Source organism: Verrucomicrobiota bacterium JB022 (assembly GCA_030673845.1).
Lineage (GTDB): Bacteria > Verrucomicrobiota > Verrucomicrobiia > Opitutales > Oceanipulchritudinaceae > WOUP01.
On sequence record JAUTCQ010000008.1, the window covers coordinates 42,036 to 67,564 of the forward strand.

Here is a 25,529-nt window from a genome sequence, read left to right on the forward strand (position 1 = left end):
ACGATGGCCCTCTCCAGCGCTCTCCCTCCCGCCTTGCGGCAGACGCGCCCGGTCCAGGTGCTGGAGCGCCTGCATGCCCGGCGGCGCCTGCCCCACGCCATGCTCCTGCACGGGGATTCCATGCCCGCGCTGGTGGAGCTGGCCCAGGCGCTGGCGGCCGAGCTGCTGAAGACGACCCCCGCCAAGGCCGAGACGCACCCAGACTGTTTTGTGCTGCGCCCCGCCCGTCGGGGCCGCCAGATCCGCATTGTGGACGACAAGGGCAAGGCCAGCCCCAACACCATGCGTTGGATGTTGCAGCAGCTCATGCAAAGCTCCAGCGCGGGCGGCAGCAAGGTGGGCATCGTCTACGAGGCCGACCGGCTCAACCGCTCGGCCGAAAACGCCTTTCTCAAGACGCTGGAAGAGCCGCCCCGCGAGACGCACCTGTTGCTTGTGACGACGCGGCCTTACGAGCTGCTGCCCACCACGCGCAGCCGCTGCTTCCAGTTTCGCGTGCCGCTGGCAGACAAGCCGATCGCGCACGAAGGCTGGCGCCAATGGATCGCCGATTACCAGCGTTGGCTCGACAAGGCCCGCAGCGTGGCGGGCGATGCGGGCGCGCGGGCCGACGTGATCATGCTCACCTACGGCCTCATCTCGCGCTTCACCGCACTGCTCGACGAGATCGTGGGCGGTTCGTGGAAGGCCGAGCGCGACAACATCTCCGAAGAGTGGAGCGACGAAGAGATCGAGGCGCAGGAAGTTGGCCTCAAGCGGGGGATGCGCGTGCGCCTGTGGCAGGAGATCGAGCTGGCTACGCGCGACCACGTGCTGACCCAATCGTTTGATCGCGCGGCGGCCCAGAGTCTCGGCCAGGCCGTCGAAACCCTGGAGGAGATGGATTTTCTGACCGGCGTCTTCAACCTCAACGACGAGGTGGCGCTGGAGCAGTATTTCCTCCGTTCGCTCCGCATCTGGGCGATGGCCCAGTAACCTCTATTTTTACCGACCATGACCCACCACGAACTCGAAGAGGGCAGCGTCGAAGCGCTCGACTTTACCAAGCTCAACCAGATCGGCCAGCAAGGGCTGCATGTGATCCCCGCCGTGGCGCAGGAAGTCGAGACGGGCGATGTCGTCATGCTCGGCTATGTCAACCGCGAGGCCCTCGAAGCCGCCCAACGCGAGCGCAAGGCCGTCTTCTGGAGCACCAGCCGCAACGAGCTATGGATCAAGGGGTTGACCAGCGGCAACTACCTTGAGCTGGAAGACATCCGCGTCAACTGCGAGCAGAACAGCATTCTTTACCGCGTGCGCCTGCGGGGCGACGGAGCCTGCCACACCCTCGTGGCCGGGCAAAAAAAACGTCACCGCCGCAGTTGCTACTACCGTAGGCTGGGCGATGACGGAAAATTGGAAATGATCGAGGAGTAGCTACTCCGTTTCCTCGATGATGTAAGTCAGGCTGGTTCCCAGCTTCTGGAAAATACCGGTGCTGAGATCCCCGTCGTCCAGGAGTTGATCGATTTTTACCTGGAATTCCTCGCTTATGGTGGGATCCGTAATGGCCAGGGCGGCGTGGATGCCGTTCTGGTCCAGTTGCCAGTCCCAGTTGCCACCGATCTTGGTGGTGCCGGTGAAGCTGTCGCTCACGAAGTAGCCTTCCATCCCCGTGGGAGTGACGCCCGGAGTCGTGTCGTCCGGCCAGCCACGGTTGTCAAAGGCGTAGTGTTCGAAAAGGCCGACAAAGGTGCGGAATTCCTTGGCCGTCGTCGATGCGTGGGTCGTGGCACGCAGGGCACGGAAGGTGGGCACCGCGATCGCGGCCAGCAGGCCGATGATCACGACCACCACCATCAGCTCGAGCAGCGTAAAGCCTGAGCGTTGGCTCCGTGTGTTCATGAGAAGATGAATATAATGATCGGGATGAAATGTGCCCTTATAAGAGGACACCCTGAAGCCAATCACTTACGGACATCTTGGGCAATGTTTAACTTGGGCACCCTTTTTAAGTGTCAATAGGGTAATAACATTGAAAATCGCCCGGGATGAAAGGTTCTGCATGTGATCGACTTCACTGCAGATAATACGTAATTACTGTAGTTAGTTCAACTCGATTTCATCTTCTCTTGTTCGCCCTTGCAGTAAGCGCTTTACCTCTCGGCGTTTAGCTTCACGGCCGAGGTAGTCAATTAGTATATCAAACCGTTTGCCTACCTCCAGGGCGTTTAACACTAGCTGGCGCAAAAATGGGTCGGGGCAGAAGTTGGCGGCGGCCAGATCTGCAAAGGTTGCCGGGTCGTCGACATGGCTCAGGCACTCCAGAAACTCTTCCGGCGCCTCTTCGCACAGGGCGGGCTCGGCGCGGATGATCTGGGCGGTGCGATCCTGCATCTGGCGGGCGGCCTGCAGCGTCACCGCGTATTCGCTGACGAGGGGCGAGACCCGCGCCACGCGGTAGGGCTGTTCGCGCACGATGCCCTCGATCTTGATGCGGGTGATGCCGTGCAGCACGAGGTTGGAGGTGCCGTCGGGCTGCAGGTAGCTGGCGCGGATGAGGCCTGCCGTGCCCACTTGCTCCATCGGTTCCGGCTCGGCGGCGCCTTGCCCCTCCGGCCGTTCCTGGACGATGGCGAAGATGCGGTTGGTTTCGAGCACGTCGCGCAGCATTTCGCGGTAGCGCGGCTCGAAAATATGGAGCGGCATTACGGCACGCGGAAACAGCACCTGCGACGACAGCGTCATCACGGGCATCTCTTCCGGCAGCTTCCCATCAAAGTCCATTCTGCAGCTTAGCGCGGTTAAGGCCTCATGCAACGGGCCGGGGCTATTTTCCCGCCCGCCGCATGCCTTGGGGCTCTACTCAAGCCACTGCCACACCTGCAGTTTTTTGGGGTCGGGGTCGGGCGTCTCCGCAAAGTAGACGGCCAAGCGCAGGGCGCCCAGGCGGTCGGCGGGCGTTTTGGGCCGCAGTTTGCGCAGGTCGTCGAACAACGTTTCCGGGGAGCGCCCCTGCAGCTCGTCGATGTTCCAGAAGCCCAGGTCGATCAAGTCTCGGGTGGCCGCGATGGGCATTCCCGGGATGCGCGAGAGGGGAGACTTGAGAGCCTCGTGATCCGTTTCCTTCTTCTTGCGCGGCGTGGGCGCGGCAAAAAAATCGTCCATCGCCTATTTACGGATGATCCGGTCGAAGGTGTCACCACGGAAAAAGTGCCGCGGGCCGTCGCTGAGCAGGAAATCATGCGGGAAGCCCAGCTCGATGGCACTCACCTGGTCCAGCCGCTCGACCTGTTCGGGCGAAAGCTCCCAATCGACGCAGGCGATGTTATCCTTCAGCTGGTCGAGCTTGCGCGCTCCGACGATGGGGAGGGCACCCTTGGCGCGCAGCCAGTTGAGGGCGACCTGCGCAGGACTGTGACCCGCCTCCTTCGCCACCGCGATCAGCTCATCGGCGATCTTCAGGTTGCGGTCGTTGAAGCGCTTGTCGTCGCCCCGGGTGGTGTCGACCTTGCCCTTGTTCTGGCTTGAGAACTTGCCGCTGAGCACGCCGGCCCCGAGCGGCGACCATGCGCAGACGGTCAGGCCCAGGTGGTCGGCCATCGGCGTAAGATCGCGCTCCACCGTGCGCTCGACCAGGCTGTATTCGATCTGCAGGCCAGCAAACGGCGTCCAGTCCTTCAACTCGGCCAGCGTATTGGCGCGGGCCACCAGCCATGCCGGCATGTCCGACACCCCGACGTGTAGCACCTTGCCTTGGCGCACCAGGTCATCCAGCGAGCGCATCACTTCGTCGATCGGGGTGATGAAATCCCACGCGTGCAGCCACAGCACATCAAGGTGATCGGTCTGCAGGCGCTTCAAACTACCTTCAACGGACTGGCGCAGGTTTTTGCGGTGGTTGCCCCCACTGTTGGGGTCGTCCTGCCGCTTCATGAACGTATATTTGGTCGCGATGACAAAGCGGTCGCGCTCTTTCTTCGCAAACTCGCCCACAAACTTCTCGCTCGTGCCGCCGGTGTAGCCATCGGCCGTGTCGATAAAGTTGCCGCCCGCATCCACGAACGCATCCCATTGCTGCTGCGACACCTTTTTGTCGGCGCCGAAGCCCCAGTCTTCCCCAAAAGTCATGGTGCCGAGCGACAGCTCCGACACGCGCAAGCCTGTATTGCCAAGTAGTCGATAACGCATGCCTGCACTGATACCACGCCTAGCGGCAGCCGCAAGCGGGTGGGGGAGGGAGAGCGGAAAGGCCAAGGATTTTTTCCCTTGCCTCGCTGGTGATGTGCAGGAACGTTATTTTGCGGTTGCCGTAGATGACGGAATATCAGAAGCTGTTTGGTAGTGATGAAATTATCTTCTATGTCCTGTCTCGCCCTGGCTTTGGCAGTCTCCGTGAATGGAGCTGTCGGTCTGGATGTCTCCGATATCATGTTTGTGGGCTACTCTTCGGATGGCGACACCGACGACTTTTCCTTCGTTTTGTTCGAGGATTTGACGGCGGGGACCGAGATTCGCTTTACCGATCACGCCTGGAACGGCACCGCGTTCGATACCAGCAATATCAACTCGGACGGTGAAATCGTCTGGACGGCCGACAGCGCCCTCGGCGCGGGTAGCGTGGTGCGCATTTCCATGACCACCGAACAGAATACCACTGCCACGTTCGGTTCCGTTTCCGGTTCGTTCGGTTCGTCGAATCTGTCGGGCGCCGGCGATGTATTCTTCGCCTTCCAAGGCTCCCTGACCTCCCCCAGCTTCATCCATGGTTTAAACTATCGGGGCGCTTACAACACGCCTGCCGTCGGGAGCGGTTTCGACTCGCTCTTGCCCGACGCCCTGGATGTGCCCAATGGTAACATTCTGGTGAGATCGGGAAGCTCCCCGGACAACGGTGAGTATACGATTGACCGGGAGCTGGCGGATTTCGCGGACAACAAGGCGCTGATCTCCGACCGCAACAACTGGTTCGTCTCGGATGATGATTTCGAGCTGGCTTACCTCACGATCCCCGGCCCCGAGGATCCTGGCCCGGTGGTCCCGGAGCCTGAGACCTATAGCCTGATCCTCGGCGCCGCCGCCTTCCTCGGCTTGGCATTCCGCCGCTTCCGCCGCGCGTAGGCATACTTCGAGACGCTTTTTGATGGAGGCCATCGCTCACTCGTAGCGATGGCCTTTTCGTTTGAATCATGTCGGAGGCTCATCGTGCCGGGCTGCTGCCTGCGCCGAAGGCGGAATGAGAGGACGGCGGCAAAGGCTCGTTCCTGCCCGTGACCTGAAACGCCTGGCAATCGGGATCGAGTGCCTTGAAGTGAAAGAAGGTGGATACCTTTGGGGAATCGAGGCCGCCTCGGATTTGGCCGTGCAGCAGCGCGGCTCGCGAAATGTCCCCCTCTCTCTTGCCGGAAAACCTGCCATCTTGAAGCGAGGCGATGGATAGACGGTAGTCTGCGCCTTCTTGGCCATCCTTTACTTCGCTGACTCGGCAGCTGTAGATGCGGATGGTCTCGTCTGATGCCTCGGCTGCCATGACAAAAGTCTGTCCTAACTGAATTTCGCCACTTACGCTTTCGCCGAGCGAGACCACGGAAATGCCCGCCGCTGCTAGCGTCTGACGGTTCATCCAGCTGGAAGGCGTGTCATCTTCTCCCAGAAGCTGATTTGCGACCTCCTCGAAGCGCTCGGCCTGTTTCTGGTCCCAATACGGGGAGTCAAGGTAGGAGCGAAGCAAGAGGGATCGTATCTTGTCTTGCGACCACTCAGGGTGCGCATGGACGATCAGCGGCAGATAATCGACCTTCAGCGATTTGCCCGCATCATGAAGATCTAGCGCTTGCGCGATGAACGCCTGCCGTTGCTCCGGAGACCACCAGGTTTCCAAAGCGAAAAGGATGTCCAGCGGCTGGTCCGTCTCGAACGCCCTTTGGGTTGCAGCCCGGTACTCGTCGTCCCCCATCGTATGTTGGTGGAAAATGAAAAATTCACGCGGCTGGGGATTCGTTTCGGCTGAGGATTGCTCATGAATCCCCCAGGGGTGGACTGGTTCTGGGGCCTGCCAGCGGATGACCAGCTGTTCGTGGGGGCCTCGATTGAGTTGCAGGATCGTGTAAGCAGGGGCCTCGTCTAAATAAACCTCGATGGCCCAATCTTCCTCCAGGGCTTGCCTGACCTGCGCGAGCGGTTGGCTGCTATCGGCCGGGACTGTAAAACGCCAGGTGGAGACGTCGTGGCGAAAGAGCGCCGGCCCGCTATAGAGCAACTCCGGTTCAAAGGCGGCCAACGAGGCCGGAAGTTGAAAGGGAGTGTGCGACGGGTAGAAAAAGGCGGGTAGGGCCTGCTCAAGGTCGAAACCTGCTTCGGTTTCGCGAAACGCCCGTGCGACAATAGAGCCTGCGATTTCGTCCGCGATCTTTCTCTCAAAAGCGGAGCCCAAGGTCAGTCCTATGTGTTCCGCTTGCACTCTAACCACCCCCGTTACGCTATCTTGCGAGGCTAGCGGGAAGCGCTGAAAAAGGGTCGGATATTCGGGATTCTGGAACGCAGGCCCCATTCCGTAGCGAACCTCCACCGTCTGGGCACGCTTCGGCGGCAGATTGTGCGAACGCTCATGCTGCAGTAATTCGATGAAGAGCCAGAGATCGGGCGGGAGCGCGCTTGCCTCCGTCGCCAGAATTACCGATTCGACCTGCGGATGCTCTTTGAGGTGCTCCGCTGTCGCGCGGACAACTTCCTCGGCGAGGAGGGAGCCGCCGCCGCCCACCCATACACGTAGCGGGCGTCGCAGTTGCTGCTGATCGTAGCTCGGGTCCAGCCTCTGGCAAGAGCTTTGGGTGGCCAGTGTATGGGCTCCTGCCTGGAAGCTGAAGGGAAGAAGCCTGCCATGCCCAGCTGCTTCGATCAAAATTGCCGCCAGCAGTGCAATCCCGAGCGCGGAGCCAATGGCCACCCATATCTTTTGTATCTTCGTCACCCCAAGGAGGCTATCGTTTAGAATCGTAAGCACAAGCTTCTTGTTGTGGGTGAGGTTTAAGGCTGTTGCGGTCAGCGTCTGTCGATTCAGTTTGCCTGCTTTGCAAACTTTAGAAAAGATAGAAAAGCATGCACAACTACCCTCACATCGTGTCGGTCCCCGGGGTGATGCAGGGAAAGCCTTGTATCAAGGGAACTCGCATTACGGTTGCCAACATCGTGCGCCAGATTGGCGATGGGCGTTCGGTAGAAGCAATCTGCGCCGATTACCCCCAGCTTGCTCCTGAAGCTATTCGCGAAGCTCTCTTGTTCTCTTCAGAGTTGGCCAGCTTCGAGACATACGAGCTTGTCAGCTAATGCGAATCGTGCTCGACGAGAATCTACCTTCTTCCTGGAAGGCGGAACTGGCACAGGAAGGGCACGAGGCTTGGCACTGGCTGGAGTTGGGCAAGGGCGGAACTCCAGATGAAATTGTTTTTGAAAAGGCAGCCCAACTGGAGGCGGTTCTACTGACTCAAGACCTTGATTTTGGAGAGATACTTGCCCGTACGGGTAACCAAACTCCAAGTGTGATCCAGTTGAGGGTGGAATCGCCGATTCCGCAAATCTGCGGGCGGGACATTCGGCAAGTTCTGCGAGAACAGGGCCGTGCATTGGCTGCAGGCTGCTTGATTACCTACGACGGCAAACGACACCGCATCCGCCTCCTCCCACTGTGACACCCCTTGCGCACTCCTTGTCTCAAGTGAGACATGAGGTGGGACATTGATGAGGGTTTGGCACACTTTGGATTGGGCAAATAGCGTAGTTTTTGACGTTTAAGCTGTTGTTATATATTAACTTGTGAGAAATGTTTCCGTTTGGGCCTCCAGCCTGCTGGAAGGGGAGGCAAATGAGCAAGATTATCGGCATTGACCTGGGGACGACCAATTCGTGCATGGCCGTAATGGAAGGCGGCGAGCCGGTGGTCATCCCGAATAGCGAGGGAGCGCGCACTACGCCCTCCGTCGTGGCATTTTCTAAAAACGGGGAGCGTCTGGTCGGCCAGGCCGCGAAGCGCCAAGCCGTCACGAACCCCACCAACACGATCTTCTCGGCCAAGCGCCTGATCGGTCGCAAGTATACCGAGAGCCAGGAAGAAGTCCGCAACCTCCCCTACAACGTAGTGGAAGGCAAGAACGGCGACGCCTGGATCGAAGTTCAAGAAGGCGGCGAGACGAAGAAATACCCGCCGGAGCAGATCAGCTCCATGGTGCTCGCCAAGCTGAAGGCCGACGCCGAAGCCTACCTCGGCGAAAAGGTCACGCAGGCGGTCATCACCGTCCCGGCCTACTTCAACGACGCCCAGCGCCAGGCCACCAAGGACGCTGGCACCATCGCGGGCCTTGAAGTGCTCCGCATCATCAACGAGCCGACCGCTGCGTCGCTCGCTTACGGCCTCGACAAGAAGTCCGACGAGATCATCGCGGTCTACGACCTTGGCGGCGGCACCTACGATATTTCCCTCCTCGAAATCGGCGACGGCGTCTTTGAGGTGAAGGCCACCAATGGCGACACCCACCTGGGTGGCGACAACTGGGACGAAGCCCTCATCAACTGGCTCTGCGACGACTTCAAGAAGGAGCACGGCATCGACCTGCGCGGCGACAAGATGGCCCTCCAGCGCCTCAAGGAGGAAGCGGAAAAGGCCAAGATCGCCCTCAGCTCCAGCCAAAGCACCGACATCAACCTGCCCTTCATCACGGCAGACCAGAGCGGCCCGAAGCACTTGAACGTGTCCCTCAGCCGCTCCAAGCTCGAGCAGATCACCGACAAGCTCTTCGAGCGCACCATCCAGCCCTTCCACAGCTGCCTCAAGGACGCCGGCCTCTCCGCCAGCGAAATCAAGGAGCTCGTGCTCGTGGGCGGCATGACCCGCATGCCCAAGGTGCAGGAGATCGCTCGCAAGCTGACCGGCAAGGAGCCGCACAAAGGCGTGAACCCCGACGAAGTGGTCGCCATCGGCGCCGCGATTCAAGGGGCCGTGCTCGCTGGCGACGTGAAGGACGTGCTGCTGCTCGACGTGACTCCGCTCACGCTCTCGATCGAAACCGCAGGTGGTGTTTCCACCGCCATGATCGAGCGTAACACCACGATCCCGACCAAGAAGAGCCAGGTCTTCTCCACCTATGCCGACCAGCAGACCGCGGTGGACATCAAGGTCCTCCAAGGCGAGCGCCCGATGGCGAAGGACAACAAGCAGATCGGCATCTTCCGCCTCGACGGCATCCCGCCGGCCCCTCGTGGTGTGCCGCAGATCGAAGTGACTTTCGACATCGACGCCAACGGCATCCTCAAGGTCTCGGCCAAGGACAAGGGCACGGGCAAGGAAAGCAACGTGACCATCACCAACGCCTCCGGCCTCTCCAAGGAAGAAGTCGAACAGGCTAAGAAGGACGCCGAGCGCAACGCCGAGGCCGATAAGAAGGCCAAGGAAGCGGTCGAAACCCGCAACCAGCTCGACAACCAGGTCTTCGCCATCGAAAAGCTGGTGAAGGAAAATGGCGACAAGCTGGGTGCCGACAAGGACCACGTCGAAGCCATCGTCAAGGAAGCCCGCGAAGCCCTGGACAGCGACGACGCCGACCGCATGAAGGCCGCGCTCGAAAAGCTGAACAAGGACGAAAAGCTCCAGCAAGCCGTCGCCCGTCTCTACCAGGAGACCGCCGGTGCGGAGCAGGGTGGGGCCGCTGGCCCGCAAGGCGGCGCCTCCGCTGGCAACGCCAAGAAGCCCAACGACGACAACGTGGTCGATGCCGAAGTGGTCGACGACGACAACAAGTAACAACCTTTTGCTCCCCGTCGCGGGCGTTCTGCGGCGGGGACTCCTTTTGGCTCGATGGCGGCACTGCCCGCCCGGCCGGATACCTTAAACCAAGAAAAACTCAACCATTAGTCTGACATCTACTATGGCGAACGTGAATATCACCCCTCTCGGCGATCGAGTGCTGGTCAAGCCCGTCACGGCGGACGAAGAAGTGAAGGGCGGGATCATCATCCCCGACTCGGCTAAGGAAAAGCCCACTACCGCAGAAGTGCTCGCCCTCGGCACCGGCAAGAAGGACGGCGAAGACTACAAGTTCACCGTCAGCGTCGGCGACCGCGTGATCATCAGCAAGTACGGCGGCACCGTGGTGAAGTACGACAACGTCGAATACACCATCCTGCGCGAAGACGACATCCTCGGCATCGTCCGCTAAGGCCGACCTCGCCTGACAACCTCCTACTGATAACCAGCAACACATTTTAGCGCTATGGCTAAGCAAATCCGTTTTGACGAAGACGCCCGTAAGAAGCTGCTGCGCGGCGTGGAAATCCTCGCCCGCACCGTCAAGGTAACCCTCGGGCCCAAGGGCCGCAACGTGGTCATCGACAAGAAGTTCGGTAGCCCGACCATCACCAAGGACGGCGTTTCCGTCGCCAAGGAAATCGAACTGCCCGACCCCTACGAAAACATGGGCGCGCAGATGGTGAAGGAAGTCGCCACCAAGACGAGCGACAACGCCGGCGACGGCACCACCACCGCTACCGTGCTCGCCGAAGCCATCTTCCGCGAAGGCCTCAAGAGCGTTTCCAGCGGCGCCAACCCCGTCTACGTGAAGCGCGGTATCGACAAGGCCGTCCAGGTCGCCGTCAAGAACATCCGTGAGCAGGCCATCCCGGTTAACGACCGCAACGCCGTCAAGAACGTCGCCACCGTGTCCGCCAACTGGGAAGTGGAAATCGGCGAAATCATCGCCGAAGCCATGGACAAGGTCGGCAAGGACGGCACCATCACCGTCGAAGAAGCCAAGGGCATCGAAACCACCCTCGACGTGGTCGAAGGTATGCAGTTCGACAAGGGCTACCTCAGCCCCTACTTCGCGACCGACCAGGAAGCGATGGAAGCCGTGCTCGACGACGCCTACATCCTCATCCACGAGAAGAAGATCAGCAACCTCAACGACCTGCTGCCCATCCTCCAGAAGGTGGCCCAGCAAGGCAAGCCGCTGCTGATCATCGCCGAAGACGTGGAAGGCGAAGCCCTCGCGACACTCGTGGTCAACAAGCTCCGCGGCATGCTCCAGATCTGCGCCGTCAAGGCCCCCGGCTTTGGTGACCGCCGCAAGGAAATGCTCAAGGACATCGCCGTCCTCACCGGTGGCCAGTTCATCACCGAAGACCTCGGCATCAAGCTCGACAGCCTCGAACTCTCCGACCTCGGCCGTGCCAAGCGCGTCACGATCGACAAGGAAAGCACCACCATCGTGGAAGGTGCCGGCGCCGCCAACGACATCCAAGGCCGCGTGAAGCAGATCCGCCGCGCGATCGAAGAAACCACCAGCGACTACGACCGCGAAAAGCTCCAGGAGCGCCTCGCCAAGCTCGCCGGCGGTGTGGCCGTGATCAACGTCGGTGCCGCGACCGAGCCCGAAATGAAGGAGAAGAAGGCCCGCGTGGAAGACGCTCTGCACGCTACCCGCGCTGCCGTCGAAGAAGGCATCGTGGCTGGCGGTGGCACCGCTCTGCTCCGCGCCCGTAAGGCCGTCGACGTCCTCTCGCTCGAAGGCGACGAAGAGATCGGCCGCCTGATCATCGCCAAGGCCCTCGAAGCCCCCCTGCGTCAGCTCTGCACCAACGCCGGTGTGGAAGGCAGCCTCATCGTCCAGCAAGTCCTCTCGAAGGAAGGCAAGGAAGGCTACAACGTCGCCACGGGTGAATTCGAAGACCTCCTCGCCGCTGGCGTGGTGGACCCGGCCAAGGTGACCCGCTCTGCCCTGCAGAACGCCGCCTCCGTTTCCGGCCTCCTCCTCACGACCGAAGCCATCATCACCGACCTGCCGGAAGAGAAGAAGGAAGCTCCCGACATGGGCGGCATGGGTGGTATGGGCGGCATGGGCGGCATGATGTAAGGCACCCGCCTTACCGGCCCTCCCCACCAAAATCACTTGCTCATTCGCTCCCGGTGCCCCGCGCGCCGGGAGCTTTTTTGTGGTCTGGTGTTGTCCTTGTGAGACTACCGCTACGGCATATGATTATGCGTTATTTTAACCACAAAAAGCACAGAATCCACAAAAACCAAACCCTATCTAAAATGAGTGCTTCCATGTCTGGACTTTCACTTTGCCACTCCCCGCTTGTGTTTCTCTTTTGTGAATTCTGTGCTTTTTGTGGTTAAAGTTTATACCGTGGATTTTCCCGCACCGACCAAGAAGCAGGCATAAAAAACGCCCGGCTCGAACAACATCGAACCGGGCGCGAAGAACAAACGGGTGACGACCTCTACACTGCGGCGGGTGCGGCCTGTTGCTGCAGCTTCATCAGCTTGAAGCGGTAGGAGTCGCGGAGGGCCTGCCAAGAGGCTTCGATGATGTTGGGCGAAGCGCCGCAGGTCCACCAATCCTGCTCGCCGTCGCTGGAATTGATCAGCACCTGCACGATGGAGTCGGTGCCGCTGTTGGCCTGGAGGATGCGCACCTTGTAATCCGCGAGGTGGACGTTTTGCAGCTCGGGGAAGTGCGTGCCGAAGGCCTTGCGCGCGGCGTGGTCGAGCGCGCCGACCGGGCCGCCGCTTTCGGCGATGGCGAGGTGCACTTCGTCGTCGTTGTTGACGCGGAGTTTGATCACCGCCTCGGCGATCACCTCTTCGCGCTCGCGCACCACTTCGGAGATCGTGCGGTAGCTGACGAGCTTGAAGTTGTCTTCGAGGCCATGGAAGTGCTCGTTGAGCAGCACTTCAAAGGACGCATCGGCGTTCTCGAACTCGTAGCCCACGTTTTCGAGCTCCTTGAGGCGCTGGAGGAACGAGCGCATCTCAGGGCTCTTGTGGTCGACGTCGATGCCCAGCTCGGCCGCCTTCATCGCCACGCTGCTGCCGCCCGCCATGTCGCTGAGCAAGATGCGCTGGCGGTTGCCGACCGTCTCCGGCTGGATGTGCTCGTAGCTGTGCGCCACCTTTTGCGCCGCGTTGGCGTGCACGCCGCCCTTGTGGGCAAACGCGCTCTGGCCGACCCACGGGGCCTTTTTGTTGGCCACCTGGTTGGCGTAGCGGGCCACTTCGAGCGAAAACGGGCGCCACTGGGGCAGGCTGGCCCGGCAGTTGACCGGGTAGCCGAGCTTGAGCGCGAGGTTGGGCACGATCGTCGTGAGGTCGGCATTGCCGACGCGCTCGCCGTAGCCGTTCATGGTGCCCTGGACGAGTGTGGCGCCGGCTTCGACGCCTGCCATGCTGACGGCGACGCCGAGGCCGCAGTCGTTGTGGCAGTGCATGCCGATGCGCGTGTTGGGGAAGTGGGCCACGACCTTGCGCACCGTCTCCTGCAGCCAGCTGACCATCGAGCCGCCGTTGGTATCGCAGAGCGTGAGGCACTGGGCACCGCCGCGTTCGGCTGCTTCGAGGGTGGCCAGCGCGTAGGCCGGGTCGTCCTTGTAACCGTCGAAAAAGTGCTCGGCATCGTAGATCACCTCGCGGCCCTTGCTGGTGAGGAAGCGCACGGAGTCTTCGATCATACGCAGGTTTTCCTCCGGCGTGGTGCGCAGGACCTCCGTCACGTGCAGCAGCCAGGTCTTGCCAAAGATGGTGACGACGGGGGTGTCGGCGGCCACGAGGGTCGCGAGCTGCGCGTCGTCCTCCGCTTTGATGCCGGCGCGGCGGGTGGAGCCGAAGGCCGCCAGCTTGGCGTGCTGGAACTGGGCGCCGCGGGCCAGGTCGAAGAAGGCCATATCGCGCGGGTTGCTGCCCGGCCAGCCGCCTTCGATGTAGTCAAAGCCCATGGCGTCCATGCGCTGGGCGATGATCAGCTTGTCTTTGGCGGAAAAGGAGATGCCCTCGCCCTGCGTGCCGTCACGCAAAGTGGTATCGTAGATCAGAACGGGCGGTTTCTCGGAACTCATGTCGGAAATAAGCAAAAGTGCAGTCTTGATGGGGGCCTCGTTGAGGCAAACGAAAAGATCGGACCGGCGGGAAAACCGGGAAAAGCGCAGCCCGGCGTGGGTGGGCTTGCAAAACAAAAGGCCAGGTCAAAGGGGCCGGTCGGCCGAAATCAGACGCACAACAGCCGGCCCCTCAGCTAATAATGAGGGTGCCAATAATCAGTCCGAGAATGAGCTGATGGCTGGGCATTACCCCACCAACAAGCCCCATCTCTGCCCGCCGGTCAAGCCTTTCGTTGCGCAAGTTCCGGCCATGCTCGCCCGCGCCGCCACCGCACCCGCCCCAGGATCACGATTTTTCCGATTGCCAGCCACCCCGCCGCCCCGTTTATTCTCGTTCTTTCGTCACCGGAGGCTTGGCAGAGTGGACGATTGCGGCGGTCTTGAAAACCGCAGGGCCCGCAAGGGTTCCGGGGGTTCGAATCCCTCAGCCTCCGCCATTTTTTTTAGGGGTGGTGGCAGGAAAGCTGACATTGAAAAGCAGCTAGCATCTCTGTGGACTCTTGGAAAAGATTTTGAAATGGACACAAACGAAAGCGTTAAAAAGCCAACTCTTTATCTTGATCAGAACGTCCTCGACATGTTCGTAAAGCGCGGAGTAGAATCAACGCTTAACGCCATTCGCAAGCAATATCAAGTTGTTTATTCGGATGTCACTCTGCAGGAAATTAAGAACTCGGGTCCGTGGAGTGATGCTTTTATTAAACTTCTTATCCGGTTGGATGCAGCATATCTGCGCATTAGGGTTGAAAACGGATATCAGGTTACTGGGGAAGCTTTTATATTGAAAGAGGATCCGGCGGTAGTCTATGAAGGATATCTAGAGGATGAGGGTCCTATGTTGGTCCAGCAAATTATGACCCCGTTTCTCGTTAAGTTGTACGGTGGTAACACCAATCAGAGCTTGTCAGATATCGGAAATAGGGAAGCATTGTTGTTTGAAGAGCTTCTCAGCGTATTGGCTAACTCAAGTGAGCTTTTTGGTGATGAGAATCCGATGATCGCTCAGCGCATTCAAGAGCATGTAGTCATGCTTAACGATAATTTTAGGAAGGCAATAAATGAGAGAAACGAAAAGATGAAGGATATGGTTGACGAGGCTGGATGTCGTTCCATGGTTAAAGATTATCGTGCAGCTATAAAAGTAGATCCTAAGGTTTTAAATAACATAAAATCTCCAAAGATTATAGAGAAAATCTGGAGTTTGGTTAAGGATCAAGATTCCTTTAAGGGGCTGTCTGTTGATGATTTTTTGGGTATTTCTCGTCATCCCACCCAAGAAAGGCATCAATTTCTTTTCGAAAAAGTGTCAACTATTTACAATGCCTTAAATTTTATCGGATTTTATCCTGATTCTAAAATGAACATTGAGAGGCGTATGATTGCCGCATTGGGCGATGCGGATCACGCATCAAGAGCGTGCTTTGCACGTGAATTTTGGTCTGCCGATTCAAATTTAGTGAAGAAAACGAAAGCGATTTACGAATATCTTAATATAGGTACGATTGTGACAGAAGTTAAATTTATATTAGATGAAGAAGAACCGGGTCAAAGCTCTGTGCAGTAGTATTGTTTTGAGCCTGGAATTTCAGTGTTATAAAAAAATCCACCCCCATTTCGGAGGTGGATGTATAAATATGAAACAAGCTCCAGTTCTCGCGTTAGTCGTGGCGGCGGCGGTAGGCGATAAAGCCGAGGGCGCCGAGACCGGCGAGAGCGGCGTAGGTCGAGGGCTCGGGGACGAGCGGGGCGGCGTCGGGGCCGGACACGGTAAAGCTGCCGAAGTTATAGGAGTAAGAGCCGAGCACGTCGTGGGTAATGGTGACGGTATTGCCTGAGACGGTGCCGCCTTCGAAGTGGGCCAGTTCAACGGTATCACCGTTGGCGGGGGTGGCGACGCCAGGACCGTTCCAATACGGGCTCGCAATGGTGAGGCCGTTGTTGATCTCAAAGCTGGGCGTATAGGGCTCGCTGTAGAGCCAGAGGTAGAACAGGCCGAAGAAATCGGGCGACAGGTAGGTGGCCTCCGGGAAGGTCACCGAGAAAGTGCCGTTCAGGAGCTGGTTGCTGGCACCCGAAACCGTGACGAAGGGATCGCTGATCAGCGCCCCCGGGAGCCCAAAGGGTGTGTTGGCACCGCTGTAGACCTCGTCCTCGGTCGTAAAGGTAAAGTCGAACACGCTGCCGTCGAGGCCGAGGCCGTCCGTGCCATTGGCGGTCCATTCAAGGGAGAAGTTGAGGCTCACGGACGCCTGTGAGAGCGCGGGAAGGAGAGCGAGTGCAAGAAGGGTGATGGTGCGTTTCATGAGAATAATATGATTTTAGACCCCTGCTGTATTGTTGGGGTGTAAACCCAATAACCGCGCTACTTGATTAGTCGATTGAATAAGCGGTAAAAGAATCGCGAATCTTGCAGCCGCGTTTGTCAGGGCCTTGGAGCGTTTCGTGGTTGCTGCGCGGCTTTTGTCGCATCAAAAGAGCGTTGAGCCTTCAACCGCCACCGCCATGACACAATATCTGGTCACGATTCATCGCCCGAACGACTACGACCCCTCCCGCGAGGACGACGCGATGGCCCGCGCCATCGATGCGGTCAACGATGAGATGGTGGCGGCAGGCGTGCGGGTGTTCGTGGGCGGTTTGCAGCCGATTGGGCAGGCGCGCTCGATCCGGCCTCAGCCCGATGGGCAGGTCGCGGTGACGGAGGGGCTATATCTGGGCAGCCCGGAGCATGTGGGCGGGCTGTGGGTGCTTGAGGTCGCGACGTTCGACGAGGCGCTGGAGTGGGGGCGCAAGGCCGCCATCGCTTGCCGGGCTCCGGTCGAGGTGCGCCCGTTTCACTAGCCGCTACGCCAGGCTTAGCATGTCTTCGCGCAGGCGGGCGACGGTTGCGCCGGGGGTGTCGCCAAAGTAGCGCTTGAATTCGCGGCTGAACTGCGAGGCGCTTTCGTAGCCGACGCGCAGGGCCGTTTCGGCTGCGCTCAGGCCTTCGTGGAGCATCAGGAGTCGGGCGCGGTGCAGGCGGATGTTTTTCAGATACTGTAGCGGCGAGAACGACGTGACCGCCTTGAAGTGCGCATGGAAGGTCGAGACGCTCATGCCCGCCTCGCGCGCCAGCCCTTCGACTTCGATGGGCCGGGCGCAGTCGGCCTGCAAGCGGTTGATGATGCGGCAGATCTGGCCAAAATGGTTGTCGGGCGCGGCGAGGGCGCGGAGGTTGTAGCCCAGCGGCCCCTTTAGCGCCCAGTAAGCCACCTCGCGCACCAGTTGGGGGCCCAGCACGGCCGCTTCTTCGTCGCTGCGGAGGGCTTGCAGCAGGCGGGCGGTAGCGTCGCGGATGGGGCCGTCGAGCCGGGCCGATTCGATGGCCTGCGGGCGTTCGCGCGTGGGTGCCGCGCCCACCTGCAGCGCCAGCTCCGACACGAGGGCGGGGGTGACGCCGATGGACAGGCCGAGTAGCGGCTCGCCCTCGCGGCACTCGGTCGAGCAGTCGAAAGGCATCGGCACGGTCAGCACCAGATAGTTGTCGGCATCGTAGACGAAGCGCTTGTCTGGCAGGTGCCCGTATTTGCGGCCCTGCGCGATGATCACGATGCTCGGCTCGTAAGACACCTTCATCTCCGCATAGCTCCGTGTCGCGCGCATGAACTTGACGCCCGGCAGGCGGGTGGGGCTGAAGCCTTCGCCGGTGGCCATATCCAACAAGGGTTCGACGAGGGAGAGTCGATCGGTGATCATAGGGTGTATGCTAGGATCGGGTTATGATTCTGGCGAATAGAATGTGTAGAATTGATTCGTTTCAGAGAAATAGGCAATCCTGTCGGAGGTCTGGGTATGGCGTGGCGCATCGGGTTTTGATATTCTGAGTGCATCGTCCAGAGCAGGAATGAACCTGCGGACGAGCTTTCAAAACCATGTCTCAGATCGCCCCCAAAGTCGTCCTCATCACCGGTGCCAGCAGTGGGATCGGTGAAGCTACCGCCCGCCACCTCGCCGACCGTGGTGCCACCGTCGTCCTCGGCGCCCGCCGCACAGAGCGCCTCGAAAAGATCGCGGCCGAGATCGAAGCCGCCCGGGGCCGTGTCGCCTACCGCGCGCTCGATGTCACGAGCCTTGAAGACATGCAGGCCTTCGCCGCGTTTGCCCAGGAGCGCTTTGGGCAAGTCGATGTGCTGATCAACAACGCGGGCCTGATGCCGCTCTCGCCGCTGGCCGAGCTGAAGATCGACGAATGGAACCGCATGATCGACGTCAACATCCGTGGCGTGCTGCACGGGATTGCCGCCGTTTTGCCGGGCATGGAAGCGCGCGGCAGCGGCCACATCATCAACGTGTCGTCCATCGGCGGCTTCCAGGTCTGGCCGGCCTGCGCGGTGTATTGCGGCACCAAGTTCGCCGTGCGCGCCATCTCCGAGGGCTTGCGCCAAGAGACCAAAAAGGTGCGCGTGACGATCGTCTCGCCCGGCGTCGTCGAGTCCGAGCTGGCCAGCACTATTACCGACCCTGCCTCGCAAGCCGCGATGGAGGAGTTCCGCAAGGTGGCGCTGACGCCCGACGCGATTGCCCGCGCCATGGCCTACGCGATTGAGCAACCCGCCGATGTCGACGTCAACGAACTGGTCGTGCGTCCGACCGCCGGCGCGCAGTAACCCGAACCAATGGAGGATATTCAAGATGGACCCTTGCCATGAATGCCCGCTGGGGCGCGCTTTCTCCGGTCGCGAGCTGCTGGCGATCTTCGCCCTGATCGCCGCGCTCCTCTTCGTCTTGCCCGCAGCCAAAGCCGAGACGCCGAGACGACTGGCGGGGGAGCAGGCCCTGCTCGCGCTCAGCCAGAGCGACGAATTGCCAGCCCACGTTCGGCAGCTCGAACGGGAGTTCCCGGAGATGGCGCACGCCACGATCGAGTATGCTTTGGGTGACGTGTGGGGGCGGGAGGTGCTCGATCCGAAGACGCGGCAGCTGGTGGCGCTTTCCGCCTTGGCCGCCGAAGGGGCGTGGCCGCAATTCAAGCTCCATGCCACCTATGCGCTCGGCCACGGCGCGACGCCGGAAGAGCTGCTGGAGGTCACGCACCTGCTCACCGTCACCTCCGGCTTCCCCGCCGCGATGAACGCCACCCAGGCGCTGAAGGAAGTCTTCGCCGCAGAGGGCATCGACCTGCCGCTCCCGGCGGCAAAGTAGATTCTCATTAATAGCCGTTTGAAACCTCGGTGGTGGCACCCTCTCAGGGGTGCATTCTTTAGCTTGGAAAGCCCGGGGTGTCGGTCCGCTACTGCGGGCCTTAACCCCGCGCTAAGAGCTGGCAAGCCTCTGGCTTGCTGGATGATCCAGCATCCCGGAGGGATGCCATCTCGTAGCCGGTGGTTGAGGACGCTGTGCGTCCGACACCACCGGATTACACCGTACCGGAGCTTGCACCCCAAAACGGGTGCCACCATAGCGCATGTAAACGTTCGGATGAATAAAGAGTGCGGGCCGTTATTCCAGCCAAGTCACATTGGATCTGTAGACCAGAAGGCCCCGCCTGAAGATGATTCGGGCGGGGCCTTTGATGTCTAAACGATGATGAACCTAGCTACCTCATGATCTATAGCAAAATGTGCTCTAACCGACCTGCTTGAGGATGGTCTTGAGCGCCTGGGCGGAGGCGACGAGGCCTTGCTCTTCCTTCGGCCACAGCTTTACCTGGCGGTGCTCCAGCACGCCTTTGCGGCCGAGGATCGTTGGCACGCTGATCGACACGTCGCGCAGGCCGTAGCAGCCATTCTGGACGGAGGACACGGGCAGGAGGTCCTGCTTGTCGAGCGCCACGGCGTGGACGGTTTCGGCGATCGTCGCACCCACGGCCCAACCGGCACCGCCCTTGCGGCGGATGACTTCCGCGCCGCTGGTCTTGGTGCGTTGGAAAATCGTGTTCTGGAAGGCGGGCGTCACGACATCCATGCCTGCCATCGGGAGGCCTGCAATGGTGGCCGACGACCAGACGGGGACCATCGTGTCGCCATGCTCGCCGAGGATCAACGCCTTCACCTGCGAGGCCGAATATTTCAGCTCGGCAGCGATGAGGGAGCGGAAGCGCGCGGTGTCGAGCATTGTGCCCAGCCCGTAGACTTGTGGGGTCGGCACGTTGAGCGTCTGCGCGGCGAGCTGCGTCAGGATGTCGACCGGGTTGGATACGATGAAGAAGTGCGCACAGGGCTTGTAACCGCCGCGCTGGATGTCCTGCAGGATGTTGCGGAACAGGCTGACGTTGCGGTTGATCAGGTCGAGGCGGCTCTCGTCGGGCTTGCGGCGCAGGCCGGCGGTGATGACGAAGATGTCGCTGTCCTTGGCGCGCTCATAGTCGCCCGCATAGATGCGTTGCCCGCCGAGGCAGGACGCACCGTGCATCAGGTCGAGCGCCTCGCCTTCGGCCAGATCCTGGTTCACATCCATGATCTGGATTTCCGAAACGAGGCCCCCGCATTGGAGGGCAAAGGCGGCATTGGAACCCACGCGGCCACCGCCGCCGATAATGGAAACTTTCATCGGAAGATGCTGGGTTTAAGGGTTAGCGGCCGCCGAGCTGGGCCAGGATCTGGTCGGTGATCATTTTCACGACCGACTCGGCCTGGCCGTCGTACTTGGCGGGTTGGGCTGGCGCTGGGATGGCGCAGGCGTTGCCGAGCGGGACGGAGGCAAAGCCGGGGCGGAACTCGGAGTTGTCGCACAGCTCGCATTCCTTCCAGTCGGCCCGCTTGTCTTCCATACCGAGGGACTGGCGGAGCGCGATCAGCTCCTTCGCCTGCTGGCCGGTGATGGGCGTCAGCTCCTTGCCGAGCTGGGAGGCGACCCAGATCGTGCGGCAATAGGCGTCGGTATTTTCCATCTTCCAGTAGGCGTCTTCGATGTCCTTGCCCCAGGTGATGACGCCGTGGTTCTCCATCAAGACCGCCATATTTTCCACTGCGGCAGTGCCGACGACGTCGGCATTCGCGGGCGTGCCCGGGGTCTGGTAGGGAGCCATGCCGATCTGGCCGAGGAAGACTTCCGCCTCGGGGATGAGGCAGGACGGCGGACGCACCTTGGCGACGGCAAAGGCGGTCGCGTGCGGGGGGTGGGCGTGGCAGCAGGCCTTGGCCTTGGGCTGGCGCTTCATGATGCCGAGGTGCGTCATGCACTCGCTGGTGCGCTTGCGCTTGCCGGCGAGTTGGTTGCCATCCATGTCGACGAGGCAGATGTCCTCGACCGTCATGAAGCCCTTGGAAATGAGGGTGGGGGTGCAGAGCACGAGGTTGTCACCCACGCGGATCGTGAGGTTGCCGCCGTTACCGTCGGTGTAGTCGCGCTCCCACATGCGGCGGCCGATGTCGACCATCCGGCGCTTGAGCACCATCATGGGCTCGGAGTTGAAGAAGGCCTGGATGTCGGCGGGTGCCTTGGCATCGCTGCCCGGGGCCCAGCGGTATTCGTAATCCGGCACGGTGGGGATCGGCGGGGTGGCGGGCTCGGCTGCCTTGGCGACTTTGGCCGTCGGTGCGGTCGAGCGGGTGGCCTGGATGCCGCCGCTGCGCAGCACGTCGCGGCCGGCTGGCGTGATGATGGCGCCCGCCGGGATGTCGGCTTCGCCCTTGCCCGCGTCGAGCAAGGCCTGCACCTCGTTTGCGGTGTATACTTTGGCCATTATTGAAGGGTGTCCGTTGGTTCGTAACGAAGGGTGTCCAGGATGCAGGCGCAGTAGGCGTCGATGGGCATCGGGTGGTCGAAGGGGCGCATGGCCTCCCCGCCTTCCACGACGCCGATCAGGTCGCCCTTTTGGGCCCCCAGGTGGTCGTAGGTGACCAGCGTGGCCTGGTTGGAAATCTTGATTTGCTCCGGGTGGAGCAGCTCTTCCTTGCCCAGGGGAGAAGCGAGGCAGAGCCGGCCCCGGCTTTGGGCCGGGAACAAGGAGTGGCTCAGGACGACTTCTCCGATTACGCGGCAGATTTTCATCGCAGCTCAGGCAAAGGATTCGGCGATCCCCATGATCGTGTTGCGGATCGGGGAATCGGGCTTGTGGTGGTAGGCTTCGGCGGCCGAGCCATCGGTGCTGACGTAGACGCAGGCGCCGTGGCCCGCACCGATCCAGTCGGCCGCCAGGAAGAACCCGCCTTGCGCCTCGCCCGTCTCGGAGATGGTCTCGCACAGCAGCAGGCGCACCCCTTGCATGGTGGGGTGCTTGATCGTGCTGGTGGCGTGGCCTACGACGCGGGCAAGCAGCATGGCGGTTATCCGACGATGTTGAGGTTGTCGACCATCACGCAGCGGCGTTTGCGCGTGAAGGTGGCGGGGGTGACGATCCCTTCGCCGGTGGTGGTGGCGATGGTGAAGTTGAGGTAGCCTTCGCCGCCCATGCCGAGGCCGGCAAACGAGGGTCCGTTCTTCACAAAGAGTGTGCAGTTCATCGCGCGGCCCATCTCCGTCAGCACCCCGATGTCGCGGGAGTGGCAGATGGCGGAGTGGCGATAATTGTGCTCGCTCTGGCGGCAGCGTTCAATGCCTTCGGCCACGTCGCGCACGCGCACGATGGGCAGCATCGGCATCATCTGCTCTTCCTGCACAAAGGGGTGGTCGGCATTCGTCACCGCAAAGAGCAACTCGGTGCCCTTGGGGGCGCTCGTGCCGGCTTCCTGGGCGAGCACAGTGGCGTCGGCACCCACCAGCTTGCGGTTGAGCACCGGGTGCGAGCAACCGCCGCCGTCGGGCTTGTAGGTAAAGGCGGCTTCGGTCAGGCGCTGGAGCTGGGCGTCGTTGAGGCGCATCGCCCCGGCCTTTTCCATCGCGCGGAGGAAGGCGTCGAAGACGGCATCGACCACGAAGACCTGCTTTTCGCCGATGCAGAGCAAGTTGTTGTCGTAGGCGGCGCCGAGGATGATGTCGCGGGCGGCCTTGTCGAGGTCGGCGGTGGCATCGACGAGCACGGGCGGGTTGCCCGGGCCGGCGCAGATCGCACGCTTGCCGCTGGCCATGGCCGCTTTCACCACGGCGGGGCCGCCGGTCACGCAGATCAGGTCGATGCCGGGCGACTTGATGAGGGCGTCAAAGGATTCCAGCGAGGGCTCTTCGATGATCGTCACCAGGTTGCGCAGGCCCAGCTTGGCGTCCAGCGCTTCATTGAAGGCCGCAACCGCCATGGCCGCGCACTTGGCGCCATTGGGGTGGGCGTTGACGACGAGGCTGTTGCCGGCCGCGATCATGCTGACCGCGTTGGACGAAATGGTGGGGATCGAGTGGGTGACGGGCGAGATCGCGGCGACGGTGCCGAAGGGCGCCTGTTCTTCCAGCGAAATGCCGTGGTCGCCGCTCATCCCGAGGGGCGAGAGCCATTCGGTGCCGGGCAGGTTGGCGATGCCGTGCAGCTTCTCGATCTTGTGGTCGAGGCGGCCTACCTTGGTCTCGGCAAACTCGATCTTGCCCCACTCGGTCGCATTCTCCGCGCACATCGTCTTGATGATGCGGATGGCTTCCTTGCGGCCGGCAATGCCGAGCTTGCGCAGCTTTTGCTGGGCCGCGTTGGCGGCTTCGATCGCGGAGGCCGCGTCGGGGAATACGCCCGGGCGGCTGCTCGGCTTGCTGAGGACAAAGGGTGCGCCGTTGGCGGCGGGTGCACTGGCGTTGGCGCCCATCTCCGCCAGCACTTGCTTGACGATGTTCTGGATGGTGGCTGCGTCCATGAAAGGTCGGGGATATACGGGGGATTATTGCGCGTCGGTGGAGCTCTCGTAGAGCGCCTCACCGAGCACGTTCACGCTGTCGACAATGCCGATGACGGCGGCGTCGATCGGCAGGGGCTTGAGGTTGGCGACCTGGCGGGCACTGCTGCCCTGCACAAAGAGGACCATCTCGTTATGGGCCGCGCCGATGGGATCGACTGCCACGACGGTGTTGCTGCCGGCGCGGAAGCGGCTGGGCTGTTGGTCGTCGACCAGCATCGGGCGCAGCAGGAGGAGGCGGTGCCCCGTCATGCTCTCGTCCTTTTTGGTCGAGACGACCTTGCCGATGACGCGTGCCAGAAACATGGCCGCTTATTTCTTCGCGGTGGACGCGGCGGCGGGGGCGGGTGCTTCCGCCGGGAGGAGCTTGGCGACCTGGCCTTCCGGGCGGGCGATGACGTGCGCGCTGACGACTTCGCCGACGCGGCTGGCGGCCTCGGCCCCGGCGTCGATCGCGGCCTTGACGGCGGCGACATTGCCCGTGACGGAGGCGGTGACGAGTGCGCTGCCCACGTTCTTGAGCGGCCCGGTCAGGGTCACGTTGGCGGCCTTCAGCATGGCGTCGGTGCCGCTGATCAGGGCGACGAGGCCCTTGGTTTCAAGGAGTCCGATGGCTTCTTTCATGTGCGTGGAATTGGGAGATGGTTAGTCTAAAGTAACGGGGAAATTAGTGCTTCCGGCGCTGGAGGAAGCGCTGGGTCTCGGTGGCGATGACGGCTTCTTCGTTGGCCGGGATCACGAGCACCTTGACTTTGGAGGCGGCGGTGGAAATGACGGCTTCGGCGCCCAGGCAGGCCTCGTTGGCGGCGGCATCGAGCTCGAGGCCGAGGAATTCGAGGCTGCGGCAGACGGCGGCCCGCACGTCGGGGTTGAACTCGCCGATGCCGCCGGTGAAGGCGATGGCGTCGAGTCCGTTGAGGTCGAAGAGGAACGAGCTGGCCCAGCGGCGGATCTCGTGGTTGAGCAAATCGAGCGCGGTCTGGGCGTCGGCATGGCCCTGGGCCGCCGCGTCCTTCAAGTCCCGGATATCGTTGCTGAGGCCAGAGACGCCGAGCAGGCCGCTTTGCTTGGTCAACTGGCGGTCGACTTCGTCGAGGCTCAAGCCGAGTTGCCGCAGGGCAAACGGGATCGCCATGGCGTCGAGGTCGCCCACGCGGTTGTTTTGCGGCAGGCCGCTTTGCGGGCTGAAGCCCATGCTCGTGCCGATCGCGGTACCGTTGCGGATGGCAGTAACGGAGCTGCTGCCGCCGAGGTGACACGAGATGACGCGTAGCGGCTGGCCCTCGAAGGCCGGCAGCTCTTCCGGCTTCCCGGCGTAGAGGCTTTGCACGCGCTCGACGATGTCGGCGCGGCCCAGCAGCTCGGCCGAACGCTCGGCGATGAACTTGTGGGAAGCGCCGTGGAAGCCGTAGCGCCGCACGCCGGCTTCGTACCAGGCCTGGGGCACCGCGTAGCGCTTGGCCACGGGGGCGACCCATTGGTAAAAGGCCGTCTCGAAGAGCACCACGTGGGTGGCCTTCGGTGCGAGGCGGGCAAACTGGCGGATGCCGGCCGCGTAGGGCGGGTTGTGGGCCGGGGCGAGCGGTGCCGTGCGCTCCAGCGCTTCCAGCACCGTATCGTCGGCCAGGCGGCAACCCGTCACATCGCCGCCCATGACGGTCTTGAAACCCACCGCCGCCAGCTCGTCGAGGCTGGCGAGGTGCCCCTCGTCGATCAGGGCTTGCAGGCTGTGCTCGATGACCAGCCCATGGTCTTCCACCCGCTCGTATTTGCCCTTGGCCACGGCGTCGAGGCCGGTGGCGGTGGCGTTGAAGAGGGTGTACTTGTAGGAGGTCGAGCCCAGGTTGGCGACGAGGATCTTCATGGCGCGGCGGGGTGCGGTATCGGCGCGGAGAA

At 61.5% G+C, this 25,529-nt stretch carries 28 protein-coding genes and 1 tRNA gene; 13 read left to right on the top strand and 16 right to left on the bottom strand.

Translation table 11 applies throughout. The features are described from left to right. The first annotated feature begins 3 nt into the window (after positions 1–3). Together Q7P63_05215 and Q7P63_05220 are read left to right on the top strand one after the other, a co-directional pair. Positions 4–975 (top strand): DNA polymerase III subunit gamma/tau, encoded by a 972-nt coding sequence (locus Q7P63_05215; protein MDP0499484.1) that lies wholly within the window; start codon positions 4–6, stop codon positions 973–975. Between the two features lie 18 nt (positions 976–993). Then, complete coding sequence (locus Q7P63_05220) at positions 994–1,416, top strand: phosphoribosyl-AMP cyclohydrolase (GenBank protein MDP0499485.1); 423 nt, start codon at positions 994–996, stop codon at positions 1,414–1,416. On the opposite strand, the gene Q7P63_05225 is transcribed toward Q7P63_05220, so the two are convergent. The 4 genes from Q7P63_05225 to Q7P63_05240 form a co-directional block, all read right to left on the bottom strand. Beyond that, positions 1,417–1,884 (bottom strand): prepilin-type N-terminal cleavage/methylation domain-containing protein, encoded by a 468-nt coding sequence (locus Q7P63_05225; protein MDP0499486.1) that lies wholly within the window; start codon positions 1,882–1,884, stop codon positions 1,417–1,419. 201 nt (positions 1,885–2,085) lie between these two features. Beyond that, positions 2,086–2,766 (bottom strand): LON peptidase substrate-binding domain-containing protein, encoded by a 681-nt coding sequence (locus Q7P63_05230; GenBank protein MDP0499487.1) that lies wholly within the window; start codon positions 2,764–2,766, stop codon positions 2,086–2,088. Between the two features lie 75 nt (positions 2,767–2,841). Beyond that, the gene (locus Q7P63_05235) at positions 2,842–3,147 is read right to left on the bottom strand and encodes a helix-hairpin-helix domain-containing protein (GenBank protein MDP0499488.1); all 306 of its coding nucleotides are present in this window, start codon (positions 3,145–3,147) and stop codon (positions 2,842–2,844) included. 3 nt (positions 3,148–3,150) lie between these two features. Further along, positions 3,151–4,170 carry an aldo/keto reductase gene (locus Q7P63_05240; protein MDP0499489.1) on the bottom strand — a complete coding sequence of 340 codons (1,020 nt, stop codon included), beginning with the start codon at positions 4,168–4,170 and terminating at the stop codon, positions 3,151–3,153. A 171-nt stretch (positions 4,171–4,341) separates the two neighbouring features. On the opposite strand from Q7P63_05240, the gene Q7P63_05245 reads away from it, so the two are divergent. Further along, positions 4,342–5,100, top strand: coding sequence for a PEP-CTERM sorting domain-containing protein (locus tag Q7P63_05245; protein MDP0499490.1), 759 nt, complete (start codon positions 4,342–4,344; stop codon positions 5,098–5,100). Between the two features lie 79 nt (positions 5,101–5,179). Here the strand turns inward: Q7P63_05245 and Q7P63_05250 are convergent, their stop codons facing one another. Beyond that, on the bottom strand, positions 5,180–6,949 hold the full coding sequence (locus Q7P63_05250) for a hypothetical protein (GenBank protein ID MDP0499491.1): 1,770 nt from the start codon (positions 6,947–6,949) through the stop codon (positions 5,180–5,182). A 128-nt stretch (positions 6,950–7,077) separates the two neighbouring features. Between Q7P63_05250 and Q7P63_05255 the strand changes: the two genes are divergently transcribed. The 5 genes from Q7P63_05255 (at position 7,078) to groL (ending at position 11,879) form a co-directional block, all read left to right on the top strand. Then, entirely contained in the window at positions 7,078–7,305 is a 228-nt protein-coding gene (locus tag Q7P63_05255) for a DUF433 domain-containing protein (GenBank protein ID MDP0499492.1), read from the top strand. Further along, positions 7,305–7,667 carry a DUF5615 family PIN-like protein gene (locus tag Q7P63_05260; GenBank protein ID MDP0499493.1) on the top strand — a complete coding sequence of 121 codons (363 nt, stop codon included), beginning with the start codon at positions 7,305–7,307 and terminating at the stop codon, positions 7,665–7,667. The genes Q7P63_05255 and Q7P63_05260 overlap by 1 nt, the downstream gene beginning before the upstream one ends. A gap of 173 nt (positions 7,668–7,840) precedes the next feature. Further along, positions 7,841–9,772: a molecular chaperone DnaK gene (gene dnaK, locus Q7P63_05265; GenBank protein MDP0499494.1), complete on the top strand. Its 1,932-nt coding sequence runs from the start codon at positions 7,841–7,843 to the stop codon at positions 9,770–9,772. A gap of 133 nt (positions 9,773–9,905) precedes the next feature. Next, the gene (locus tag Q7P63_05270) at positions 9,906–10,187 is read left to right on the top strand and encodes a co-chaperone GroES (GenBank protein ID MDP0499495.1); all 282 of its coding nucleotides are present in this window, start codon (positions 9,906–9,908) and stop codon (positions 10,185–10,187) included. A gap of 54 nt (positions 10,188–10,241) precedes the next feature. Then, the gene (groL, locus tag Q7P63_05275; protein MDP0499496.1) at positions 10,242–11,879 is read left to right on the top strand and encodes a chaperonin GroEL; all 1,638 of its coding nucleotides are present in this window, start codon (positions 10,242–10,244) and stop codon (positions 11,877–11,879) included. A gap of 370 nt (positions 11,880–12,249) precedes the next feature. Here groL and cimA read toward each other — a convergent pair whose 3' ends face one another. Continuing rightward, on the bottom strand, positions 12,250–13,860 hold the full coding sequence (cimA, locus tag Q7P63_05280; GenBank protein MDP0499497.1) for a citramalate synthase: 1,611 nt from the start codon (positions 13,858–13,860) through the stop codon (positions 12,250–12,252). A 389-nt stretch (positions 13,861–14,249) separates the two neighbouring features. Here cimA and Q7P63_05285 point away from each other — a divergent pair. After that, positions 14,250–14,339 (top strand) — tRNA-Ser (locus Q7P63_05285). A gap of 80 nt (positions 14,340–14,419) precedes the next feature. Beyond that, positions 14,420–15,466: a hypothetical protein gene (locus Q7P63_05290; GenBank protein ID MDP0499498.1), complete on the top strand. Its 1,047-nt coding sequence runs from the start codon at positions 14,420–14,422 to the stop codon at positions 15,464–15,466. Between the two features lie 94 nt (positions 15,467–15,560). On the opposite strand, the gene Q7P63_05295 is transcribed toward Q7P63_05290, so the two are convergent. Continuing rightward, positions 15,561–16,205: a PEP-CTERM sorting domain-containing protein gene (locus Q7P63_05295; protein ID MDP0499499.1), complete on the bottom strand. Its 645-nt coding sequence runs from the start codon at positions 16,203–16,205 to the stop codon at positions 15,561–15,563. Positions 16,206–16,404: 199 nt separating this feature from the next. Between Q7P63_05295 and Q7P63_05300 the strand changes: the two genes are divergently transcribed. Beyond that, entirely contained in the window at positions 16,405–16,743 is a 339-nt protein-coding gene (locus tag Q7P63_05300) for a YciI family protein (protein ID MDP0499500.1), read from the top strand. A 3-nt stretch (positions 16,744–16,746) separates the two neighbouring features. On the opposite strand, the gene Q7P63_05305 is transcribed toward Q7P63_05300, so the two are convergent. Next, positions 16,747–17,637 carry an AraC family transcriptional regulator gene (locus Q7P63_05305; GenBank protein MDP0499501.1) on the bottom strand — a complete coding sequence of 297 codons (891 nt, stop codon included), beginning with the start codon at positions 17,635–17,637 and terminating at the stop codon, positions 16,747–16,749. Positions 17,638–17,813: 176 nt separating this feature from the next. On the opposite strand from Q7P63_05305, the gene Q7P63_05310 reads away from it, so the two are divergent. Both Q7P63_05310 and Q7P63_05315 read left to right on the top strand, forming a co-directional pair. Next, a complete protein-coding gene (locus Q7P63_05310) occupies positions 17,814–18,548 on the top strand; it encodes an SDR family oxidoreductase (protein MDP0499502.1) in 735 nt (244 codons plus the stop codon). A 25-nt stretch (positions 18,549–18,573) separates the two neighbouring features. Further along, positions 18,574–19,083 (top strand): carboxymuconolactone decarboxylase family protein, encoded by a 510-nt coding sequence (locus Q7P63_05315; GenBank protein MDP0499503.1) that lies wholly within the window; start codon positions 18,574–18,576, stop codon positions 19,081–19,083. A gap of 423 nt (positions 19,084–19,506) precedes the next feature. Here Q7P63_05315 and Q7P63_05320 read toward each other — a convergent pair whose 3' ends face one another. Genes Q7P63_05320 through Q7P63_05355 form a run of 8 tightly spaced genes read right to left on the bottom strand, consistent with a single transcriptional unit; the run spans position 19,507 to position 25,497 of the window. Continuing rightward, positions 19,507–20,430 carry a lactate/malate dehydrogenase family protein gene (locus tag Q7P63_05320; protein MDP0499504.1) on the bottom strand — a complete coding sequence of 308 codons (924 nt, stop codon included), beginning with the start codon at positions 20,428–20,430 and terminating at the stop codon, positions 19,507–19,509. Between the two features lie 22 nt (positions 20,431–20,452). Beyond that, complete coding sequence (locus Q7P63_05325; GenBank protein ID MDP0499505.1) at positions 20,453–21,565, bottom strand: class II aldolase/adducin family protein; 1,113 nt, start codon at positions 21,563–21,565, stop codon at positions 20,453–20,455. Continuing rightward, positions 21,565–21,873 (bottom strand): EutN/CcmL family microcompartment protein, encoded by a 309-nt coding sequence (locus Q7P63_05330; GenBank protein MDP0499506.1) that lies wholly within the window; start codon positions 21,871–21,873, stop codon positions 21,565–21,567. Before Q7P63_05330 ends, Q7P63_05325 begins: the two co-directional genes overlap by 1 nt. A 6-nt stretch (positions 21,874–21,879) precedes the next feature. Beyond that, positions 21,880–22,143: a EutN/CcmL family microcompartment protein gene (locus tag Q7P63_05335; protein MDP0499507.1), complete on the bottom strand. Its 264-nt coding sequence runs from the start codon at positions 22,141–22,143 to the stop codon at positions 21,880–21,882. A 5-nt stretch (positions 22,144–22,148) separates the two neighbouring features. After that, entirely contained in the window at positions 22,149–23,594 is a 1,446-nt protein-coding gene (locus Q7P63_05340) for an aldehyde dehydrogenase EutE (GenBank protein MDP0499508.1), read from the bottom strand. A gap of 24 nt (positions 23,595–23,618) precedes the next feature. Continuing rightward, positions 23,619–23,939 carry a EutN/CcmL family microcompartment protein gene (locus tag Q7P63_05345; protein MDP0499509.1) on the bottom strand — a complete coding sequence of 107 codons (321 nt, stop codon included), beginning with the start codon at positions 23,937–23,939 and terminating at the stop codon, positions 23,619–23,621. A 6-nt stretch (positions 23,940–23,945) separates the two neighbouring features. Next, complete coding sequence (locus Q7P63_05350; protein MDP0499510.1) at positions 23,946–24,257, bottom strand: BMC domain-containing protein; 312 nt, start codon at positions 24,255–24,257, stop codon at positions 23,946–23,948. Between the two features lie 43 nt (positions 24,258–24,300). Further along, positions 24,301–25,497 (bottom strand): acetate/propionate family kinase, encoded by a 1,197-nt coding sequence (locus Q7P63_05355; GenBank protein ID MDP0499511.1) that lies wholly within the window; start codon positions 25,495–25,497, stop codon positions 24,301–24,303. Positions 25,498–25,529 lie beyond the last annotated feature (32 nt).

What these genes read in the sequence shown, in the direction of transcription:
- Q7P63_05215 (MDP0499484.1), top strand. Translation starts at nt 4, where the DNA reads ATGGCCCTCTCCAGCGCTCTCCCTCCCGCCTTGCGGCAGACGCGCCCG.
- Q7P63_05220 (MDP0499485.1), top strand. Translation starts at nt 994, where the DNA reads ATGACCCACCACGAACTCGAAGAGGGCAGCGTCGAAGCGCTCGACTTT.
- Q7P63_05225 (MDP0499486.1), bottom strand. Translation starts at nt 1,884, where the DNA reads ATGAACACACGGAGCCAACGCTCAGGCTTTACGCTGCTCGAGCTGATG.
- Q7P63_05230 (MDP0499487.1), bottom strand. Translation starts at nt 2,766, where the DNA reads ATGGACTTTGATGGGAAGCTGCCGGAAGAGATGCCCGTGATGACGCTG.
- Q7P63_05235 (MDP0499488.1), bottom strand. Translation starts at nt 3,147, where the DNA reads ATGGACGATTTTTTTGCCGCGCCCACGCCGCGCAAGAAGAAGGAAACG.
- Q7P63_05240 (MDP0499489.1), bottom strand. Translation starts at nt 4,170, where the DNA reads ATGCGTTATCGACTACTTGGCAATACAGGCTTGCGCGTGTCGGAGCTG.
- Q7P63_05245 (MDP0499490.1), top strand. Translation starts at nt 4,342, where the DNA reads ATGTCCTGTCTCGCCCTGGCTTTGGCAGTCTCCGTGAATGGAGCTGTC.
- Q7P63_05255 (MDP0499492.1), top strand. Translation starts at nt 7,078, where the DNA reads ATGCACAACTACCCTCACATCGTGTCGGTCCCCGGGGTGATGCAGGGA.
- Q7P63_05260 (MDP0499493.1), top strand. Translation starts at nt 7,305, where the DNA reads ATGCGAATCGTGCTCGACGAGAATCTACCTTCTTCCTGGAAGGCGGAA.
- dnaK (MDP0499494.1), top strand. Translation starts at nt 7,841, where the DNA reads ATGAGCAAGATTATCGGCATTGACCTGGGGACGACCAATTCGTGCATG.
- groL (MDP0499496.1), top strand. Translation starts at nt 10,242, where the DNA reads ATGGCTAAGCAAATCCGTTTTGACGAAGACGCCCGTAAGAAGCTGCTG.
- cimA (MDP0499497.1), bottom strand. Translation starts at nt 13,860, where the DNA reads ATGAGTTCCGAGAAACCGCCCGTTCTGATCTACGATACCACTTTGCGT.
- Q7P63_05290 (MDP0499498.1), top strand. Translation starts at nt 14,420, where the DNA reads ATGGACACAAACGAAAGCGTTAAAAAGCCAACTCTTTATCTTGATCAG.
- Q7P63_05295 (MDP0499499.1), bottom strand. Translation starts at nt 16,205, where the DNA reads ATGAAACGCACCATCACCCTTCTTGCACTCGCTCTCCTTCCCGCGCTC.
- Q7P63_05300 (MDP0499500.1), top strand. Translation starts at nt 16,405, where the DNA reads ATGACACAATATCTGGTCACGATTCATCGCCCGAACGACTACGACCCC.
- Q7P63_05305 (MDP0499501.1), bottom strand. Translation starts at nt 17,637, where the DNA reads ATGATCACCGATCGACTCTCCCTCGTCGAACCCTTGTTGGATATGGCC.
- Q7P63_05310 (MDP0499502.1), top strand. Translation starts at nt 17,814, where the DNA reads ATGTCTCAGATCGCCCCCAAAGTCGTCCTCATCACCGGTGCCAGCAGT.
- Q7P63_05315 (MDP0499503.1), top strand. Translation starts at nt 18,574, where the DNA reads ATGGACCCTTGCCATGAATGCCCGCTGGGGCGCGCTTTCTCCGGTCGC.
- Q7P63_05320 (MDP0499504.1), bottom strand. Translation starts at nt 20,430, where the DNA reads ATGAAAGTTTCCATTATCGGCGGCGGTGGCCGCGTGGGTTCCAATGCC.
- Q7P63_05325 (MDP0499505.1), bottom strand. Translation starts at nt 21,565, where the DNA reads ATGGCCAAAGTATACACCGCAAACGAGGTGCAGGCCTTGCTCGACGCG.
- Q7P63_05330 (MDP0499506.1), bottom strand. Translation starts at nt 21,873, where the DNA reads ATGAAAATCTGCCGCGTAATCGGAGAAGTCGTCCTGAGCCACTCCTTG.
- Q7P63_05335 (MDP0499507.1), bottom strand. Translation starts at nt 22,143, where the DNA reads ATGCTGCTTGCCCGCGTCGTAGGCCACGCCACCAGCACGATCAAGCAC.
- Q7P63_05340 (MDP0499508.1), bottom strand. Translation starts at nt 23,594, where the DNA reads ATGGACGCAGCCACCATCCAGAACATCGTCAAGCAAGTGCTGGCGGAG.
- Q7P63_05345 (MDP0499509.1), bottom strand. Translation starts at nt 23,939, where the DNA reads ATGTTTCTGGCACGCGTCATCGGCAAGGTCGTCTCGACCAAAAAGGAC.
- Q7P63_05350 (MDP0499510.1), bottom strand. Translation starts at nt 24,257, where the DNA reads ATGAAAGAAGCCATCGGACTCCTTGAAACCAAGGGCCTCGTCGCCCTG.
- Q7P63_05355 (MDP0499511.1), bottom strand. Translation starts at nt 25,497, where the DNA reads ATGAAGATCCTCGTCGCCAACCTGGGCTCGACCTCCTACAAGTACACC.